Source organism: Streptomyces sp. SID12501, assembly GCF_010550245.1.
In the GTDB taxonomy this organism is placed as follows: domain Bacteria; phylum Actinomycetota; class Actinomycetes; order Streptomycetales; family Streptomycetaceae; genus Streptomyces.
In genome coordinates this window covers 103,286-121,337 of the sequence record NZ_JAAGLU010000009.1, presented here as the reverse complement: position 1 = coordinate 121,337, position 18,052 = coordinate 103,286, and the positions used below count along the sequence as shown (strand labels likewise).

At 70.2% G+C, this 18,052-nt stretch carries 18 protein-coding genes; 7 read left to right on the top strand and 11 right to left on the bottom strand.

All coding sequences use genetic code 11. From position 1 onward, the window contains the following. Positions 1–17 precede the first annotated feature (17 nt). The 6 genes from efeU to G3I71_RS12785 all read right to left on the bottom strand — a co-directional run bounded on the left by efeU (position 18) and on the right by G3I71_RS12785 (position 6,697). Positions 18–929 (bottom strand): iron uptake transporter permease EfeU, encoded by a 912-nt coding sequence (efeU, locus tag G3I71_RS12810; protein ID WP_164314134.1) that lies wholly within the window; start codon positions 927–929, stop codon positions 18–20. Positions 930–934: 5 nt separating this feature from the next. Then, positions 935–2,236, bottom strand: a complete 1,302-nt coding sequence (gene efeB / locus G3I71_RS12805) for an iron uptake transporter deferrochelatase/peroxidase subunit (protein ID WP_164314133.1) — start codon at positions 2,234–2,236, stop codon at positions 935–937. A gap of 15 nt (positions 2,237–2,251) precedes the next feature. Further along, entirely contained in the window at positions 2,252–3,391 is a 1,140-nt protein-coding gene (gene efeO, locus G3I71_RS12800) for an iron uptake system protein EfeO (RefSeq protein WP_164314132.1), read from the bottom strand. A gap of 218 nt (positions 3,392–3,609) precedes the next feature. Beyond that, positions 3,610–4,425 carry a heme ABC transporter ATP-binding protein gene (locus tag G3I71_RS12795; RefSeq protein ID WP_164314383.1) on the bottom strand — a complete coding sequence of 272 codons (816 nt, stop codon included), beginning with the start codon at positions 4,423–4,425 and terminating at the stop codon, positions 3,610–3,612. Between the two features lie 134 nt (positions 4,426–4,559). Then, the gene (locus G3I71_RS12790; protein WP_164314131.1) at positions 4,560–5,648 is read right to left on the bottom strand and encodes an iron ABC transporter permease; all 1,089 of its coding nucleotides are present in this window, start codon (positions 5,646–5,648) and stop codon (positions 4,560–4,562) included. After that, a complete protein-coding gene (locus G3I71_RS12785) occupies positions 5,645–6,697 on the bottom strand; it encodes an ABC transporter substrate-binding protein (protein ID WP_164314130.1) in 1,053 nt (350 codons plus the stop codon). The genes G3I71_RS12790 and G3I71_RS12785 overlap by 4 nt, the downstream gene beginning before the upstream one ends. Positions 6,698–6,828: 131 nt before the next feature. Here G3I71_RS12785 and G3I71_RS12780 point away from each other — a divergent pair, with 131 nt between their 5' ends. From G3I71_RS12780 to G3I71_RS12770, 3 genes are all read left to right on the top strand, one after another. After that, on the top strand, positions 6,829–8,298 hold the full coding sequence (locus tag G3I71_RS12780) for an HtaA domain-containing protein (protein WP_164314129.1): 1,470 nt from the start codon (positions 6,829–6,831) through the stop codon (positions 8,296–8,298). Between the two features lie 71 nt (positions 8,299–8,369). Further along, positions 8,370–9,908, top strand: coding sequence for an HtaA domain-containing protein (locus G3I71_RS12775; protein ID WP_164314128.1), 1,539 nt, complete (start codon positions 8,370–8,372; stop codon positions 9,906–9,908). A gap of 63 nt (positions 9,909–9,971) precedes the next feature. Then, positions 9,972–10,616, top strand: a complete 645-nt coding sequence (locus tag G3I71_RS12770) for a PhzF family phenazine biosynthesis protein (RefSeq protein ID WP_164314127.1) — start codon at positions 9,972–9,974, stop codon at positions 10,614–10,616. Between the two features lie 97 nt (positions 10,617–10,713). On the opposite strand, the gene G3I71_RS12765 is transcribed toward G3I71_RS12770, so the two are convergent. Beyond that, positions 10,714–11,367, bottom strand: coding sequence for a heme oxygenase (biliverdin-producing) (locus G3I71_RS12765; RefSeq protein ID WP_164314126.1), 654 nt, complete (start codon positions 11,365–11,367; stop codon positions 10,714–10,716). A gap of 177 nt (positions 11,368–11,544) precedes the next feature. Further along, on the bottom strand, positions 11,545–12,402 hold the full coding sequence (gene map, locus G3I71_RS12760; protein WP_164314125.1) for a type I methionyl aminopeptidase: 858 nt from the start codon (positions 12,400–12,402) through the stop codon (positions 11,545–11,547). A 60-nt stretch (positions 12,403–12,462) separates the two neighbouring features. Between map and G3I71_RS12755 the strand changes: the two genes are divergently transcribed. Next, complete coding sequence (locus G3I71_RS12755; RefSeq protein ID WP_164314124.1) at positions 12,463–12,693, top strand: hypothetical protein; 231 nt, start codon at positions 12,463–12,465, stop codon at positions 12,691–12,693. A 93-nt stretch (positions 12,694–12,786) separates the two neighbouring features. On the opposite strand, the gene G3I71_RS12750 is transcribed toward G3I71_RS12755, so the two are convergent. Continuing rightward, complete coding sequence (locus G3I71_RS12750) at positions 12,787–14,079, bottom strand: MFS transporter (RefSeq protein ID WP_164314123.1); 1,293 nt, start codon at positions 14,077–14,079, stop codon at positions 12,787–12,789. 156 nt (positions 14,080–14,235) lie between these two features. Beyond that, on the bottom strand, positions 14,236–14,844 hold the full coding sequence (locus G3I71_RS12745; protein WP_164314122.1) for a hypothetical protein: 609 nt from the start codon (positions 14,842–14,844) through the stop codon (positions 14,236–14,238). 142 nt (positions 14,845–14,986) lie between these two features. Here G3I71_RS12745 and G3I71_RS12740 point away from each other — a divergent pair, with 142 nt between their 5' ends. From G3I71_RS12740 to G3I71_RS12730, 3 genes are read left to right on the top strand one after another with little or no spacing between them, the layout of a single operon-like run. Then, positions 14,987–16,063, top strand: coding sequence for an exo-alpha-sialidase (locus G3I71_RS12740; RefSeq protein WP_164314121.1), 1,077 nt, complete (start codon positions 14,987–14,989; stop codon positions 16,061–16,063). A 37-nt stretch (positions 16,064–16,100) separates the two neighbouring features. Then, complete coding sequence (npdG, locus tag G3I71_RS12735) at positions 16,101–16,826, top strand: NADPH-dependent F420 reductase (protein WP_053745211.1); 726 nt, start codon at positions 16,101–16,103, stop codon at positions 16,824–16,826. A 4-nt stretch (positions 16,827–16,830) separates the two neighbouring features. Continuing rightward, positions 16,831–17,094, top strand: a complete 264-nt coding sequence (locus G3I71_RS12730; RefSeq protein ID WP_239149117.1) for a hypothetical protein — start codon at positions 16,831–16,833, stop codon at positions 17,092–17,094. A gap of 6 nt (positions 17,095–17,100) precedes the next feature. On the opposite strand, the gene G3I71_RS12725 is transcribed toward G3I71_RS12730, so the two are convergent. Then, entirely contained in the window at positions 17,101–17,898 is a 798-nt protein-coding gene (locus tag G3I71_RS12725) for a site-2 protease family protein (protein ID WP_164314119.1), read from the bottom strand. Positions 17,899–18,052: the final 154 nt, after the last annotated feature.

Here is an 18,052-nt window from a genome sequence, read left to right as displayed (position 1 = left end):
CTGCGAGGACGCTCCGGTCAAGAAGACTTCGTGGCGTTCGAAGAGTCCGCGGGGTCCGCGGACTTCGAGGGCTGCGACCCGTGCTCACCGTGCTCATCAGCTGGCTTCACCTTCCCCTTCCCGGAGGCGAACCCTACCGGGGCCAGGAAGAGCGCGAGCGTCGGGACCAGGTACAGCGCCCACACCGTGACCTGGAGGACGGTCGGGTCCGGCTGGAAGTTGAGGACGCCCTTGAGGAGCGTGCCGTACCAGCTGTCCGGCGGGATCGTCTCGCTGATGTCGAAGGCCTTGTTCGTCAGGCCGGGCACCCAGTCGGCCTCCTGGAGGTCGTGGAAGCCGTACGCGAGGACGCCCGCCGCGACCACCACCAGCATGCCGCCGGTCCACGTGAAGAACTTGGACAGGTTGATGCGCAGGGCACCCCGGTAGAAGAGGTAGCCGAGCAGGATCGCCGTCGCGATGCCCAACAGCACGCCGATCAGGGGCCCTTCGGTGCCGTCGCTGGACGCCCGCACCGACGCCCACACGAACAGCGCGGTCTCCAGGCCCTCCCGGCCCACCGCCAGGAACGCGGTCGCGACCAGCGCGCCCGTGCCCATCCGGAGAGCCGCGTCCAGCTTGCCGTGCAGCTCCGACTTCAGATGCCGGGCCGTACGCCGCATCCAGAAGACCATCCACGTCACCAGACCCACGGCGACGATCGACAGTGAGCCGCCGAGCGCCTCCTGCGCCTCGAACGTCAGCTCCTGGGAGCCGAATTCGAGCGCGCAGCCGAAGCCGAGGGCGAGCGTGAGGGCGACCGCGATGCCGATCCAGATCGGCTTCAGGGCGTCCCGACGGTCCGTCTTCACCAGGTAGGCGATGAGGATGCAGACGACGAGACTGGCTTCCAGGCCCTCGCGCAGACCGATCAGATAGTTCGCGAACACGGCGCCTACGCCTCCTTGGAAAACAGTGCTCGGCCCCACCAGTCGTCCTTGTCCCGGACGCCCGGAGGAACCGCGAAGACCGCCGAACCCACGTGCTGGATGTACTCGTTGAGCGCGTCGGTCGCGAGGTTGCGCTGCACCGGGATGAAGCCCTTGCGGATGTCCCGCATGTAGGCGAGGAAGAACAGGCCCGCCTCCAGACGGCCGAGGCCGTCCGTGCCGTCCGTGAAGGAGTAGCCGCGGCGCAGCAGGGTCGCCCCGTGGTTGGAGTCGGGGTGCGCGAGCCGGACGTGCGCGTCGGGCAGCATCGCCTTCAGGAACGGCTCGTCCCGCTCCTTCGCCTTGCCGACCGGGGCGCCCTCGCCCTTGTCACGCCCGAAGATGTCCTCCTGCTCCTGCAGCGAGGTCCGGTCCCAGGGCTCGATGTGCATCCGGATGCGCCGTGCGACGAGATACGAACCCCCTTCCATCCAGGCCGAGTTGTCGTCGGTGTCCGCGCCGTCCACCCACACGAACTTCTTCAGCCGGGCCGTCTCGGTGCCCGCGATGTTGCGGGTGCCGTCCTTGAAGCCCAGCAGGTTGCGCGGGGTCTGCTCCTCGGGGGTCGTCGACGACGTCTTGCCGAAGCCGAGCTGCGACCAGCGCACCGAGACCTTGCCGAAGCCGATCCGGGCCAGGTTGCGGATCGCGTGCACCGCGACCTGCGGATCGTCCGAACACGCCTGCACGCACACGTCGCCGCCGCTGCGGTTCCTGTCGAGGTTGTCGCCGGGGAACTGCGGCAGATCGACGAGCGCGTCGGGCCGCCGGTCCGTCATCCCCAGCTTCTCGAACAGGCCGGGCCCGAACCCGATCGTCAGCGTCAGCCGCGACGGCTTCAGCCCCAGCGCCTCACCGGTGTCGTCCGGCGGAGCCTCGGCAAGACCGCCGTACGCGCCCTCGCCGACGGTCTGCCCGCCGGTCATCCGCCGGGCCGCCGCCGTCCAGTCCTTGAGCATCTGCACGAACTCGGCTCGGTCGTCCGTCGCCAGGTCGAACGCGGCGAAGTGTAGCCTGTCCTGCACCGGCGTCGCGATTCCCGCCTGGTTGTCGCCGTGGAAGCCGATGGCCCCGCCGGCGTCGGCGGCGACCGTCTGCACCTCGTCGCTGGCCCGGGTCATCGCCACGCCACCCCCGGCCGCGACAGCCCCGAGCGCGAGCCCGGCCCCGCCCCAGCCGATCAGCGCCCGCCGCGAGGTACTGCCTTCGGCACTGCTGGTGGCTTCGGTGGTCTCGGTGGTTTCGGGTGTCTCCGGTGTCTCCGTCATGACAGTCGGTCCCCTCTACTTCACGACGGCGGCGGCGAGCTTGGACAGCGGCTCGGCGAGCGCGTTCACCGCGTCCGAAAGCTGCTTGCGGTCGGCGTCGCCGACCTTGTCGTACGAGGTGAAGTCGTACGAGTTCTTGTCCGTGCGGTACTTGTCGAGCAGCGTGTTCAGGGCCGCGAACTGCTTGTCCAGCTCCGTGACCAGTGCCGCGTCGTTCTCCTTCGCGACCGGCTTCAGCAGCTCGTACGACTGCTCGGCGCCCTCGACGTTGGCCTTGAAGTCGACCAGGTCGGTGTGCGAGTAGCGCTCCTCCTCGCCGGTGACCTTGCCGGTGGCGACCTCGTCGAGGAGTTCCTTGGCGCCGTTGGCCATCGAGGTCGGGGTGATCTCCGCCTTGCCGACCCGCTTCTGCCAGTCGGTGAGGTCGGTGATCAGCTCGTCGGCGAGGGTCTTGTCCTCGGCGGTGATCTTCTTGTCCTCCCAGAGGGACTTCTCCAGGCGGTGCCAGCCGGTGAACTTCTGGCCGGCCTCCAGACCGTCCGCGCGGACGTCGACCTTCGGGTCGATGTCACCGAAGGACTCGGCGACCGGCTCGGTGCGCTCCCAGCCGATACGGGAGGGCGCGTACGCCTTCTTCGCGGCATCGAGGTCGCCGGCCTTGACAGCCTTGGCGAAGGTCTCCGCGAGCGGCAGCGTCGCGTCGGCCTGCTCCTGCGCGTACTTGCGGTAGGCGGCGACGGCCGCGTCCAGGCGCGGGTCGCGCTTGGCGACCTTGCCGCCGGTGGCCTTCACGGCCTGCCGGATGCCGTCGCCCTTCATACCGGGCTTGCAGGCGATCGTGTAGTCGCCGGCCTTCACCTCGGCGGTGACCTTCTGCTTGGTGCCGGGGCCGATGTTCTCGCGCTCGGTGACGATCCGGTCGTCCGGGAAGAGGACGTAGACCTCGGTGACCTTGGAGCCCTTGTTCTCGATGGCCAGTTCGATGTGCCCGGCCGGGAACTCCTTCTTGGAGATCTCGCACTTGTCGTCCGTCGCGGTGACGCTGATGACCCGGTCGCCGCTCCCGGAGCTGCCCTTCTCCGTGCACCCCGTGACGGCTACCAGGGCCGCCGCGGTGGCGGCGGCGGTGACGACGGAGAGTCTGACGGCTCGCATGCGGGCTCCTGGGAATCGCGAGTGGCGAAAAAACGACGTGTCCGGGCTCACACAGGTTTGGTGAGGCGGCCCTAACTTACCTAAGGCTTGCCTCAGTGATACCCGGGCAATCGGTGATTCACCTCTCATGGGGGGTGCGGGCCACGCCCTGATCACGACTGCTTAATGACGACCTAAAGGTGGCCTAAAGAAAATCCCATGCACAGGCAATGCACAGGTCAAGAGTCCCGGATCGGCGAGATCAGGACAGCTCCGGTGAGTGGATGCGGAAACACCTCGATGGGCTGGCGGTAGACCTCCGACAACACGCGCTCGTCGAAAATTCCGGCCGGCGGTCCGTCCGCCACCACCCGCCCGGCGCTCAGGATCGCGACCCGGTGCGCGTACGCCGCCGCGAGCCCCAGATCGTGCAGGACGACCACCACCGCGTCCCCGGCCCGCGCCCGCTCCCGGCACACCCGCAGCACCAGCTCCTGGTGCCGCAGGTCCAGTGCGGCGGTCGGCTCGTCGAGCAGCAGCAGCGGTGCCCGTTGGGCGAGCACCCGGGCGAGCGCCACCCGGGCCCGCTCACCGCCGCTGAGCGCCGAGAACGGCCGTACGGCGAACCCGGCCACCTCGGCGGCCCCCATCGCCGCGGCCACCGCCACGTCGTCCTCGTCCTCCCGCTCCGTACCGGCCCAGGGCGCCCGGCCCATCCGGACGACCTCCTCGACGGTGAACGGGAAGGAGAGCGACGCCGCCTGCGGCAACACGGCCCGACGCAGCGCGAGTTCGGCCGCCGGCCACTCGCCGGCGGGCCGCCCGTGAATCCGTACGACCCCTGCGGCGGCCGGAAGATCGGCGGCGAGCGCGCCCAACAGGGTCGACTTTCCGGCCCCGTTGGGTCCGACGAGGGCAAGCACCTCACCGGCCCGGACGGTCGCATCGACACCGGCCAGCACCTCCCGCGCCCCGAGCCGTATGTGCAGCCCGACGGCCTCGGCGAGAACATCTCCTGGTTCGGCGGCGGGCGGAGGGGTCGGACGGGGGCGCATAAGTCTCACGGGAAGAGTCCTTGAGGGTCAGCGGAGCAGGGGCAACGTGAAATCGGGCGGCACCGGAGACCTACCTAGGGGCACGGGGAACTGCGCGACCAGCCCCCACGGGCCGGCAGCCGACATACAACCGCTCACGCCCACCCCCCTTGCCCGCGCCGCGTCCGCCGCAGCAACCAGAAGAAGAACGGGCTCCCGAGCAGGGCGGTGAGAACACCCAGCGGCAACTCCGCGGGGGCGGCAACCGTCCGCGCTGCCAAGTCCGCGCCGAGCAGAACCACCGCACCGGCAAGCGCGCTGCCCGGGACGAGGAACCGGTGTCCCGGCCCCGCCGCCATCCGCAGCAGATGGGGGATCACCAGGCCGACGAAGCCGATGATTCCCGAGACGCCGACCGCCGCCGCCGTGAGCAGTGCGACGACCAGCACCAGCGCGATCCGCAGCCGCTCCACGTCCACCCCCAGATGCCGGGCGGGGCGTTCGCCGAGGGACAGAAGGTCGAGGCGGCGGGTGTAGAAGGGGGCGACCAGCAGGCCCACGGCCGCGAAGGGCAGGACGGCCAGCACCTTGGACCAGGTGGCCTGGGCGAGGGAGCCGAGCTGCCAGAAGGTGATCTGGTTGACCGCCGCCGTGTCCGCGAAGAACAGGAACAGACCGATCAGCGCGCCCGCGAAGGCGTTCACCGCGATGCCGGTGAGGATCAGCGTCACGACCTCCGTACGGCCGCCGGAGCGCGACATCGAGTACACCAGCAGCACCGTGGCGAGGCCCGTGACGAAGGCGACGGCCGGAATCGTCACCGTGCCGAGGAAGTTGAGGCCCAGCGAGATCGCGCCCACCGCGCCGACCGCCGCGCCCGAGGAGACACCGATGATGCTCGGCTCGGCGAGCGGATTGCTGAACATGCCCTGCATCAGCGCCCCCGCACAGCCCAGCGACGCCCCGACGAGCAGCGCGAGCACGATGCGCGGGAAGCGGACGTTCCACAGGACGGACTCGGGGACGCGGTCGAGTTCGGCGCCGCCGAGACCGGTCCGGTGGAGCACCGAGCCCAGCACGTCACCGGTGGGGATCGGATACGCCCCGAGCCCGGCGGCGACCGGGACGAGGACGAGCAGCGCGACGACCAGTCCGGCGGTCAGCAGCCAGGTGCCGCCGCGCACCCGGCGCACGGGCTTCTCCTTCGTATTCTCAGCCTCAACCACCTTGTCCAGCAGGGTCATCGGGCATCCCCGCTGCCGTCCGCGTACAGCTGCGCCACGATCGACTTCAGCACCTGGTCCGTCCGTGGCCCGTAGTTGAGGAGCACGCCGTCCTCGACGGAGACGACCCGGCGGTCCATCCCGGCCGGGGTCTGCGCGACGCCGGGGATCCCGACCATGCCGTCGATACCGCCGACGGACTCGAGTCCCTTGGTCATGACGAGAATCGCGTCCGGTGCGGCCTGGGCGAGCGCTTCGGTGGTGATGGCCGTGAAGTCCTTCTCCAGCCCCGAGTCGGCGCCCGCGTCGACGGCCCCGGCGGCCTCCAGCAGCGAGGTCGCACCGGAGTCCTTGCCACCGATGAGATAGACGGAGGCCGAGCCGCGCAGATAGAGGAAGGCGACGCGGGGCTGTTCGCCGGACCCGGAGGACTGCGGAATCTCCGCGCGTACGGCGGCTATCCGGTCCTCGGAGCGCTTCGTCAGCTCCTTCCCGGCGGCCGGTACGCCGAGTGCGTCGGCGACCGCCTGGATGCGCGGGCCGACGTCGCCGAGGTCCTTCGCCGGGCCGATCACCAGGACCGGGACTCCGGCATCGCGGATCTGGCCGACGGCCTCCTGCGGCCCGGTCGTCGTCTCGGCGATGACCAGGTCGGGTTTGAGGGAGAGCACGCTCTCGGCGGAGACGTCATGGTTGCGGGTGACAACGGGCAACTTCTCCGCCTGCGCGAAGGTGGCGGTGATGTCCCTGGCGACGACCCGGTCGCCGAGCCCGAGGGTGAACACGATCTCGCTGAGGCTGCCGGAGAGGGGCACGATCCGCCCGGCGGCCTCGACGGTCACCTCGACGCCGTCGGACGACCGTACTGTGACGGGGAGTTGAGGCTCGGCAGGGTTCGCGAGGGGTTCGACACGATCTGCGGCGACAACACCTGCGACGGCCTTGCTCGTGCCCTGTGAAGTGCCCTGCGGTGTGTCCTGTGATGCGTCCTGGGTCCCGGCACAACCGGTCGCGGTGAGGGCGAGTGCGGACAGTAGTGCTCCCGCTATTCGCGTGCGCAAGCGTCCCACGATGCCGTCCGTTTCTTTTGGTGTCCGTGGATTTCTCTTGGACTCTCTCGGCCTTCTTACGTTTCAGCTGAGCGAAGCTTAGGTTAGCCTTACCTTTGTTCGCTACTGGTGGTCGGATCCGGAGGACATCCATGCCCGCGCACCTTCGTGCCCTGGTGACCGTGTTGTGCGCGGCCGTTCTGGGAGCTCTCCTCCCGGCCGACGCCGCGCACGCCGCGAGCCGTACCGTGCAGGGCGGAAGGCTCGACTGGGGCATCAAGTCGTCCTTCCAGAGTTACGTCACCGGCCCGATCGCGAAGGGGAGTTACTCCCTCACGGCGGGCGCCGCGACCGTCGGCGGCAGCCAGTTCCGTTTCCACTCGGCGACGGGCGCCTACGACGGCGACACGGGCGCCTTCCGTGCCGGTTTCCTGGGCGGAGTCCACTTCGTCGGCCACCGGAAGGCCGACGGGACCCACCAGCTCGACCTCACGATCAGCCGCCCCACCGTGCGCATCTCGGGCGGCGCGGGCACCCTCTACGTCGACGTCAGCAGCAAGGCGAAGGACACCGGGACGGTCACGACGTCCACGCAGGTGCCCTTCGCCTCCCTCACCCTGGGCGGGATCGACATGCGGGGCGGCGGCAACGCGGTCGCGCTCAACAACCTCCCCGCCAGACTCACCGCCGAGGGAGCCAAGTCCTTCGCCGGGTACTACGAGGCGGGCACCGCACTCGACCCGGTGAGCCTCTCGGCGGATGTCCGGGCGGCGGCCACCGGACAGCCGACGGCCACACCGACAGGAGCGGCAACGACGAAGGCACCCACGACGTCGGCCTCCAAGTCCCCGTCCCCGAAGGAGACTTCGGGCACGATCAAGGACGGAGCCGTCGACTGGGGCGTGCGCCGCACCTTCCGTGAGTACGTCACCGGAGACATCGCCAAGGGTAAGTGGACGCTCTCCTCCGGCGCCCAGGACGGCGGCGCGCTCTTCCGCTTCCCCAGCGGCGAAGGAACGTACAGGGACGGGAAGCTGACCGCCTCCTTCGCGGGCGCGGTGCGCTTCACCGGCGAGAACGGGCTCGACCTGGCGCTGAGCGGGCTGCGGGCCACCGTCGGCGCCAACGGCACCGGCACGCTCTACGCCGACGTGGTGGCGGGCACGGACTTCACGGGCACCGACGTCCCGATCGTCACCTTCACCGCCGGGAAGATCGCCCCCAGGAACGGCCTGGTCGCGCTGACCGAGGCGCCCGCGAAACTCACCGAACGCGGGGCGAAGGCCTTCGGCGGGATGTACAAGGCGGGCACGGAGATGGACCCCGTCTCGCTCGCCGTCGCCCTCACCGACGACGCCCGGCTCCCCGCCCTGCCCGACCTGGGCAGCGCGGCCACCGGGACGGAGCCGTCCGCGACAACGGAGCCCTCGACAACCGACGCCACACCCACACCGGTTGCCGACACCGAGAACACCGCGAGCACCTCCGACTCCGGCGGCCCGCTGCTGCCCGTCGGCCTGGCGGCCGGCTCCCTGCTGCTGGTGGCCGCGGCCTTCGCGTACGCCGTACGCAGGCGCCGCGCCCGGCCGGCCGCCGACGCGTCGGACCGTCCCCAGGCCTGAACTCCCGCACTCCGCACGCCAGTCGGCGAACCATTTGCCGCGCGGACCATTCACCTAGGAGAACCACGATCATGCCTGCCGCCAGACGACCCCTCGCTCTCGCCGCCGCCGTGGCCACGGCCGTCGCCCTCGGCGCCACCGCGCTCGCCACGACCGTCGCCTCCACCGCGTCGGCCGCCGAAATCCCGCTCAGCGGCTACGAGTTGACCTGGGGCATCAAGCAGTCCTACCGCACCTACGTGACCGGCATGGCGGCCGGCACCTTCACCCCGGCGGACGGCGCCACGCAGGCCGCGAACAACGGCGCGTTCACCTTCACCGAGGGCACGGGGTCCTACGACTCCACGGCCCACACCCTTGCCCTCGGCTTCAAGGGCGGCCTGAAGATCGCCTCCACGCTCCACGGCTTCGAACTCACCCTGTCCGACGTCAAGTTCGACAGCAGGACGGCGAAGATCACCGCCGACGTGACGAAGAGCGGCACCACCCAGGACGACGTACCGTTCGCCGACGTCACCGTCACCCGCGAGATGACGGACATGGCGACCAGGCTGACGGCGGAGGCGGCGACCGTCCTCGGCAGTGCCGGCTACAGCGGGGCGGCCGGGGACCCGCTGACGGTGGTGGAGAAGAAGACGGAGTCCCCGAGCCCGTCGGCGACACCGAGTGCGAGCACGAGTGCCAGCGGCAGTGCCAGCGCGAGTGCGTCGGCATCACCCACCGCCTCGGCGTCGGTGTCCGCATCGACCTCGGCGTCCCCCACGCCGACGCAGGGTGCCTCCGAGTCCTCCTCCGCTTCGGCATCCCCCTCGGACACCGCCGCGGACGCCCCGGTGAGCGGGGACATCACCGACGGCACGCTCGGCTGGGGCGTGAAGCAGTCCTTCCGTACGTACGTCGTGGACGGCGTCGCCAAGGGTGCGATCACGGTGTCCGAGGGTGCCACCCAGGCCGTCGGCAACGGGGTGTTCACCTTCGTCGACGGCTCGGGCACCTACGACACCGACGCCGAGACCCTCTCCGCCGCCTTCGCGGGCGCCGTGAACTTCAAGGGGCATGAGGACAACGGCACTTACGGTCTCGACCTCACCCTCAGCGATCTCAGGGCGACGATCGGCAACGGCGCCGGCGAACTCACCGCCGACGTCGAGAGCCTCGGCGAGAAGTCCGACGACGTGGTCCTGGCCGACCTGACGACGGACACGGCCGACCTCGCCGCCGTGAACGACGTCATCACCCTCTCCGACGTCACCGCCGAGCTCACCGCGGCCGGCGCGAAGGCCTTCGGTGACTTCTACGAGACGGGCGCGGAACTCGACCCCGTCGACCTGTCCGTCGCCGTCGCCGAGGGCGCCGAACTCCCAAGCGGCGACGGCGGATCGGAGTCCACGGGCGGTTCCTCCGGCACGACGGGCGGTACTGCGGGCGGTTCCGGTACGACGGGCTCCACGATCGGCGGTTCGGGCTCGACGACCGGCGGGGTGACCGGTGGCCTCGCGTCCACCGGTGCGGGCGTTCCGGTGGGTGCGCTGGGTACGGCCGCGGCGGTGACGATGGCGGCGGGCGCGGGTGTGGTCGTGGCGGTACGACGTCGGCGTACGGACGCGTAGTCGGTACGTGTAGTTGGTACGCGTAGTTGGTGAGGGCTGCCACCTGGGTGTTTGAATGCGCGCGTGACTGATTACGACGTACTCCGCGTCTTCTGCGCGCCCAACGGGGGCTACGGCAACGAACTGGGCGTGGTCCGTGAGGGCTCCGTCATGCCCGAGCGGAGCGAGCGGCAGGCGTTCGCCGCGAAACTCGGCTTCAGCGAGACCGTGTTCGTCGACGACCCCGAGCGCGGGATCATCGACATCTACACGCCCACGCTCCGTCTGCCCTTCGCCGGCCACCCCTGCGTCGGTACGGCCTGGCTGCTCGACGTGCCCGAACTCGTCACACCTGCCGGGCTGGTGGGGGCGCGGCTGGACGGGGAGTTCAGCTGGATCGAGGCCCGGGCGGAGTGGGTGCCGGCGCGGACGCTGCGCCGGTACGCCTCCGCTGCCGAGGTCGACGCGCTGGAGGTGCCGCCGCCGGGAGAGTGGATCTACGCGTGGGCCTGGGAGGAAGAGGCCGCGGGCCGGGTGCGGGCCCGCGCCTTCCCCGGGCGTGGCGACGGGATCGAGGAGGACGAGGCGACGGGGGCGGCGGCGCTGTTGCTCACCGACCAGTTGGGCCGGGCGCTCAACATCACGCAGGGCAAGGGGTCACAGATACTCACGGCGCCGCAGCCGATGGGGTGGGTGGAGGTCGGCGGACGCGTGTTCCTGGAACGCTGAGTTTCTTGCCCCCGTCGCCCCAGCCGCCCTCGGGGGCTCCGCCCCCGAACCCCCGCTCCTCAATCGCCGGAGGGGCTGAAACACCCAGAGGTGACGGTCACGCGGACAGGGGGAACTCTTCGCCCAGGGCCCGGAAGACCCCCGTGTTCAGCGCGAACGCCCGCTTGCACTCCGCGACCACCCGCTGTCTCTCCAGCTCGTCCACCGCCACGCCCGCCCGGTCCAGCAGCTCGCGGTAACCGCGCTTGAAGGCGGCCGGGTTGGTGATCTCCTCGAAGACGTAGAAGCGGACGCCGTCACCCTTGCGTGCGAAGCCCCATGTCCTCTCGGCCCTGTCGCGGATGATCTGGCCCCCCGAGAGGTCGCCGAGGTAGCGCGTGTAGTGGTGGGCGATGTAACCCGCCGGCCACTCCCGGGCGCACTCGGCGACCCGCTCCGCGTACACCCGCGTCGCGGGCAGCGCGGTGAGCGTCGTACGCCAGTCGGGGCCGCGCAGATGCGCGAGGTCCGTCTCCAGCGCCGTCAGCCGCATCAGCTCGGGCTGGACGAAGGGGCCTGCCACCGGGTCGGACGCCAGCCGGTGCGCGCCGGCCTCCAGAGCCTCGTACACGAACCACAGCTGCTCGGTGTAGCGCGCGTACGCCTCCACGCCGAGCCTGCCGCCGAGCAGGTCGCTCATGAACGTCGAGGTCTCCGCCTCCACGTGCTGCTCGTGGGACGCGGTGCGGATGACTGTCGAGAAGGAGTCCATGAGGGATATCCTCTAAGGTAAGGCTAACCTTAGTCAATACTTTACCGACGGACTGTCGGTAAAAGCGTACCCGGATACGCAGCGAGCCCGCCCCCGGAAGAGGGCGGGCTGCGCGCTTGGCAGGCTGGGTGGGTGTGGCTAGGTATTGCTGGGTGTGGGTGGGTGTGGGTGGGTGGGCTACGGCAGTGTGAGGATCTCCGCGCCCGAATCCGTTACCACGAGGGTGTGCTCGAACTGGGCAGTGCGCTTGCGGTCCTTCGTGACGACGGTCCACCCGTCGTCCCACATGTCGTAGTCGTACGAACCCAGCGTCAGCATCGGCTCGATGGTGAAGGTCATACCGGGCTGGATGAGCGTCGTGGCGTGCGGACTGTCGTAGTGCGGGACGATCAGCCCGGAGTGGAACGACGAGTTGATGCCGTGCCCGGTGAAGTCCCGGACGACGCCGTATCCGAAGCGCTTGGCGTACGACTCGATGACCCGGCCGATGATGTTGATCTGGCGTCCGGGCCTGACCGCCTTGATCGCCCGGTCCAGGGACTCACGGGTGCGCTCCACCAGCAGCCGGGACTCCTCGTCGACGTCCCCGACCAGGTACGTGGCGTTGTTGTCGCCGTGCACCCCGCCGATGTACGCGGTCACGTCGAGGTTGACGATGTCGCCGTCCCGCAGCACGGTGGAGTCCGGGATGCCGTGGCAGATGACCTCGTTGACGGACGTGCACAGCGACTTGGGGAAGCCCCGGTAGCCGAGGGTGGACGGATAGGCGCCGTGGTCGCACATGTAGTCGTGTGCCACCCGGTCCAGCTCGTCGGTGGTCACACCGGGAGCGATGAGCTTCGCGGCCTCCGCCATCGCCCGCGCGGCGATCCGCCCGGCGATCCGCATCGCCTCGATCGTCGCGGGCGTCTGCACCTCCGCCCCGGTGTACGGGGTCGGCGCGGGCTTGCCGACGTACTCGGGGCGGCGGATGTTTCCGGGCACGGAACGGATGGGAGAGAGCTCCCCTGGTACGAGCAGTGACTGGCCAGACATGCCAGGGAGTTTAACGAGCCCTGGTGGGGGACGATGACCCTGGTGAAAGGAGTCCGAACCATGGCCCTGTTCAAGAAGCGCACGGTCGGCAAACCGGGCGAGTGGTACTACTGCCTGGAGCACAAGAAGGTCGAGGAGGGCCCGGAATGCCCGGGCAAGGACCGCTTCGGGCCGTACACCACCCGAGCGGAGGCCGAACACGCGATGGAGACGGCCCGCGAACGCAACCTCCAGTGGGAGAACGACCCCAAGTGGCACGATGCGCACGCGCGCGGCGAGGGCGAGGACTGACGGTCGGTGTGGTTGGGGCGGTTTTTGGGTGCGGGTGCGCTGTGGCTGGTCGCGCCCACGCGGCGGAGCCGCAAATGTCACAGCCCCGCGCCCCTAGGGGGTTGCCGCTAGGCCTGTCGCCGACTCCCGCTGCTTCCGCATGCGCAGCGCGTGCTCGTTCGTCCGTACGTCGTACCGCATCAGGCCCGGCAGGCACAGGGCCAGCAGCCCCACCCCGGCCACGCACGCGATCCCGCCCGACCACACGGACGCCCGGACCCCGCGCCACGCGGCCACGCCACCGGCCCTGACCTGGCCGAGCTGAGGGCCGACGGAGTAGGAGAGCAGCTCGATGCCGGCGAGGCGTCCGCGCAGCTCGTCCGGGATCGTCTGGTTCCACATCGCGCCCCGGAAGATCCCGCTGACCATGTCGAAGCAGCCGCCGAGGAGAAGGAACAGCAGCACCAGCCATACGTTGCCGACGATCCCGGAAGCGGCTATCGCCAGCCCCCACCCCGCCGCCCCGAGCACGACCATCCGCCCGTGCCGGTGCACCCGGGAGGTCCAGCCGCTGGTGAGACTCACGAGCAGCGAACCGGCCGGGATCGCCGCGTACATCAGCCCGAGCGACCACTCGGCGTCCAGCTCGTCGGCGAGGAACGGCAGCACGGCCAGCGGCATCGCGAGGAACATCGCGGCGAGGTCGATGGCGTACGTCCCGAGGAGCTCCTTACGGCTCCACGCGTACCGGGCGCCCTCCGCGATGGACCGCAGGGACGGTTTCGCGGCCTCGTGGGAGGCGGGGGAGGAGGCGAGCCCCACCACGAACAGCAGGGACACGGCGAAGGTCACGAGGTCGACGGCGTACGCCCAGCCGAGCCCGGCATACGCCACGACCACTCCGGCCAGAGCCGGTCCCGCGACCCCGCCGACCGTCCAGCGCAGGGAGTTCAACGAGGCGGCGGCCGGCAGATGCTCATGGGCGACGACCCGCGGCATCAGCGAATCGAGCGCCGGGCGTTGCACCGACCCGAGGGCGGAGGTGAGCGCGGCGACCACGTACAGCGGCCAGACCAGCGGCTCGGGCAGCACCGCGTTCACGAGCAGCACGGCGCACAGCACCCCCTGCCCCGCCTCCGTCCACAGGATCAGCTTCCGCTTGTCCGCAGCGTCGGCCAGCGCCCCGCCGTACAGCCCGAACACGATCAACGGGACCAGCTCCACGGCCCCGATCGCCCCGACCGCGGCGGCAGACCCGGTCAGCTCCTTCATCTGCACCGGCAGCGCGACGAAGGTCAGAAAACTCCCGAAGTTGGTGATCAGCCCCGACAGCCAGAGCTTCCGGAAATCGACGGAGGCCCGCCAGGGAGCGAGATCGGGGAGGAGGGCACGGAGGGGGGAGGTCACGTGGGGTCATGCTGAGCGGTGGGGGAGAAGGGGGCAACAGGTTTTCGGGTGGGGGAGGCCGGGGCATCCGCTTCTCGCCGGGTGAGGGGAGGGGGCTTCCGTCGTTCCGCCGAAGGCGGGTGAGGTGCCGAGGCGGGCGGTGGGTGGGAGACGGGTTTACCAGCGGGACGGTGGCGGTGCCGTCAGGACGTCCGCCAGCCGGGCCAGACGGTCACGGAAACCCCGCCGCCCCCGGCCGACAGGCACCGCGTTCTCCCCGGCCGCCGCGCTCACCAGGTGCTGCACGGTGTCCAGGTCCAGCTCCAGTTCCAACCCGTCAGGCACCGCCAGCGACTCATGCGCCATCGACACCAACTCCCCCTCGCCCGCCCCCAGCACCAGCACCTTCGCCCCACCCCGCCGAGCATCATGAACCCGCTCCAGCAGGGCGCCGCCCACCCCGTCCGGCGCCACCACCAGCAACGTCTCACCCCGGCGTGCCGCCTCGATCCGCCCGAGCCCGACCGACAGCCGCCCGGGACCGGACGCCCGCGGGTCGTGCCGTACGAGTGTCGGGGCCAGCTCGGGCGTCCCCGACCAGGTCGCCTCGTCCACCAGATGTGCCGCCAGGTGCCACGGCTCGTACGCCGGCGTCCCGACCAACAGCAAGCCGCCCCCGTACGACACCACGGACCCCCGTAACGCCCCCGCGAACCTCCGGGTGGCCCCCAACCACTCGGTTCCGGCGAGCACTTCACGCAACAACGCGACCCGTACGGCGTCCATGACCGCGCATCCTGCCGCAACAGGCAACTCAGGGCGCATCCTTCACCATGATTTCGCCCAACCTGGGTAAGAACCCGAACCACTGCCCGTACGGACAGTCACCGTCATCAGCGCCATCACCACTCAGAGCAAGGAGCCGCACATGACAGTGGAGACAAGCGTCCCCTTCTGGTCCGGCCAGGAGGGCTACGCCAGCTACCGCATCCCGGCCGTCGTCGTCACCCACGCCGGCACCGTGCTCGCCTTCTGCGAGGGCCGGGTCGACTCCGCCTCGGACCACGGGAACATCGACATCGTCCTGAAGCGCTCCACGGACGGCGGCCGGACCTGGGGCCCGCTCGCCACCGCCGCCACCAACGGCGGCAACCTCGCAGGCAACCCCGCCCCCGTCGTCCTCGACACCGGCCGCATCCTGCTCGTGTACGTCCGTGCCTCGGGCACGGTGACCGAGAAGGACATCCTCCTCGGCAACGTGTCGGCCGCCGAAGGGCGCCGCGTCTGGACGCGCTACAGCGACGACGACGGCGTCACCTGGTCCTCCTCGGTGGAGATCACCGCCCAGGTGAAGCACCCGGAGTGGCGCTGGTACGCCACCACCCCCGGCCACGCCATCCAGCTGAGCACCGGCCGGGTCGTCGTCGCCGCCAACCACACGATCCCGCCCACCGGCACGGACCTGGGCAACGAGGCCCGCTACAACAGCGGCCACTGCCTGCTCAGCGACGACCGCGGCGGGACCTGGCGCATCGGGTACCTCGACGAGAACACCGACGGCTACATCAACGTCAACGAGACCACCGCCGCCGAACTCCCCGACGGCCGCGTCTACTTCAACACCCGCAACGACTCGCCGTCCCCCGGCAACCGCGCCGACGCCCACTCCACGGACGGCGGCCAGACCCTCGTCAAACCCTTCCGTCCGCAGGCCGGCCTGTCCGCCCCCATCTGCCAGGGCAGCGTGCTGCAGATCCGCGACCCCGACCTGCTCCTCTTCTCCGGCCCCGCCGATCCCGCCGCCCGCGCCCTGATGACCATCCGCGCCTCCACCGACGCCGGCACCACCTGGCACCCGGTGGACACGGTGGACGGACTGCCCGCCGCATACTCCGACCTCGTCCGTATCGACGCCCAGACCGTCGGGCTCCTCTTCGAGACCGGCGACTTCGGCCCCTACGAAAGGATCCCCTTCCGCCGGGTCCCCGTGACCCAGCTCACCTGATCTCATGGCTACGCGGCCACGGACGTAAAGTCGGCCCATGACCTCTACCGACAGTGCACAGACCCCGGCCGAGACCCCCGCGAAGGCTCCCGCCAAGGACCCCTGGGACCTTCCCGACGTCTCAGGGCTCGTCGTCGGCGTGCTCGGCGGGACCGGGCCGCAGGGCAAGGGCCTCGCCTACCGGCTCGCCAGGGCCGGACAGAAGGTGATCATCGGGTCGCGCGCCGCCGACCGCGCCCAGGCCGCCGCCGACGAACTCGGCCATGGTGTCGAGGGCGCCGACAACGCCGAGACCGCGCGCCGCAGCGACATCGTGATCGTCGCCGTGCCCTGGGACGGACACGGCAAGACCCTCGAATCCCTGCGCGAGGAACTGGCCGGCAAGCTCGTCGTCGACTGCGTCAACCCGCTCGGCTTCGACAAGAAGGGCGCGTACGCGCTGAAGCCGGAGGAGGGCAGCGCCGCCGAACAGGCCGCCGCCCTGCTGCCGGACTCCCGGGTCACGGCCGCCTTCCACCACCTGTCGGCCGTACTGCTCCAGGACCCGGCGATCGAGGAGATCGACACGGACGTGATGGTCCTCGGCGAGGAGCGGGCGGACGTGGAGATCGTGCAGGCCCTGGCCGGCCGTATCCCCGGTATGCGCGGGGTCTTCTCGGGCCGGCTGCGCAACGCCCACCAGGTCGAGTCGCTGGTCGCCAACCTGATCTCCGTGAACCGCCGCTACAAGGCCCACGCGGGCCTGCGCGTCACCGACATCTGAGCGGATGGGGGACACTGGACGCCGCGAACCGGTGTCCCCCCGACCGGCGTCCCCGACAGGAGCTCACCCCATGCCCCGCCTCGCCGTCTACGCCCTGATCGTCTGCCTGCTGGCCGTGGCAGCCGCCGTCGTGTCCTTCGTCCAGGGCAACCTGCTGGGGATCGTGTGGGTACTGCTGGCCGGGCTGTCGTCCAACATGTGCTGGTACTACGCCCGGCGCGCCCGGTCCGCCGCCCCCGTGGCCGCAGACCCCCGCTCCGTCAGCTGACGCTCGTCAGTTGACCGAGCAGAACTCGTTCGTCCCCTGCCAGAAGCGGTACAGCTCCTGACCGCAGTACGTCTCGAACTCGCCGATCCCCAGCCCGCGCAGCACCGTGTCGATCATGTCGAAGAACGCGGCGTTCACGGGCCGGATGAACAGCACCGCGAACACGAACAGCAGCCCGAACGGCGCGAACGGCTCCACCTGGCGCTTGATCTTGTACGACAGCCAGGGCTCGATGACCCCGTAGCCGTCGAGACCGGGCACCGGCAGGGAGTTCAGGATGGCCGCCGTGACCTGGAGCAGGGCCAGGAAGGCGAGCGCGAACCGGAACTCCGTGGGTACGCCGTCCAGCGCGCCCAGCCAGAACGGCGCCGCGCACACCGCCGCGAACAGGATGTTCGTCAGCGGACCGGCGGCCGAGATCAGACTGTGCTTCCAACGGCCGTGGATACGGTTCCGCTCGATGAAGACGGCACCGCCCGGCAGCCCGATCCCGCCCATGATCACGAAGATCACCGGCAGCACGATGCTGAGCAGCGCGTGCGTGTAGGCGAGAGGGTTGAGGCTCAGATACCCCTTGGCCCCCACGGTGATGTCGCCCCCGTGCAACGCGGTGCGCGCGTGCGCGTACTCGTGCAGACACAGGGACACGATCCACGCGGCCGTCACGAACAGGAACACGGCGACACCGGGCTTTTCAGCGAACCCGGTCCAGGTGGCCCAGCCCGTGACCGCCATGACGGCCACAATCCCTAGGAAGACGGGGCTGATCCGCCGGTCGCTGTTGCGGGAGGTGGCGGTGGTCATGGGGCGGGACTCCTGAGGGGACTCGGCGGGAAACGCCGTACGCGGCTGGTGCGGGCGGGTCGACGGTACCCGTGCCATGTGAAGAACGCGCCACCCAGGGTCGGAGGTTCCTGGAGGTTCCCGGAGATCCTGGACTTCTCCCTGTTCACGTTCC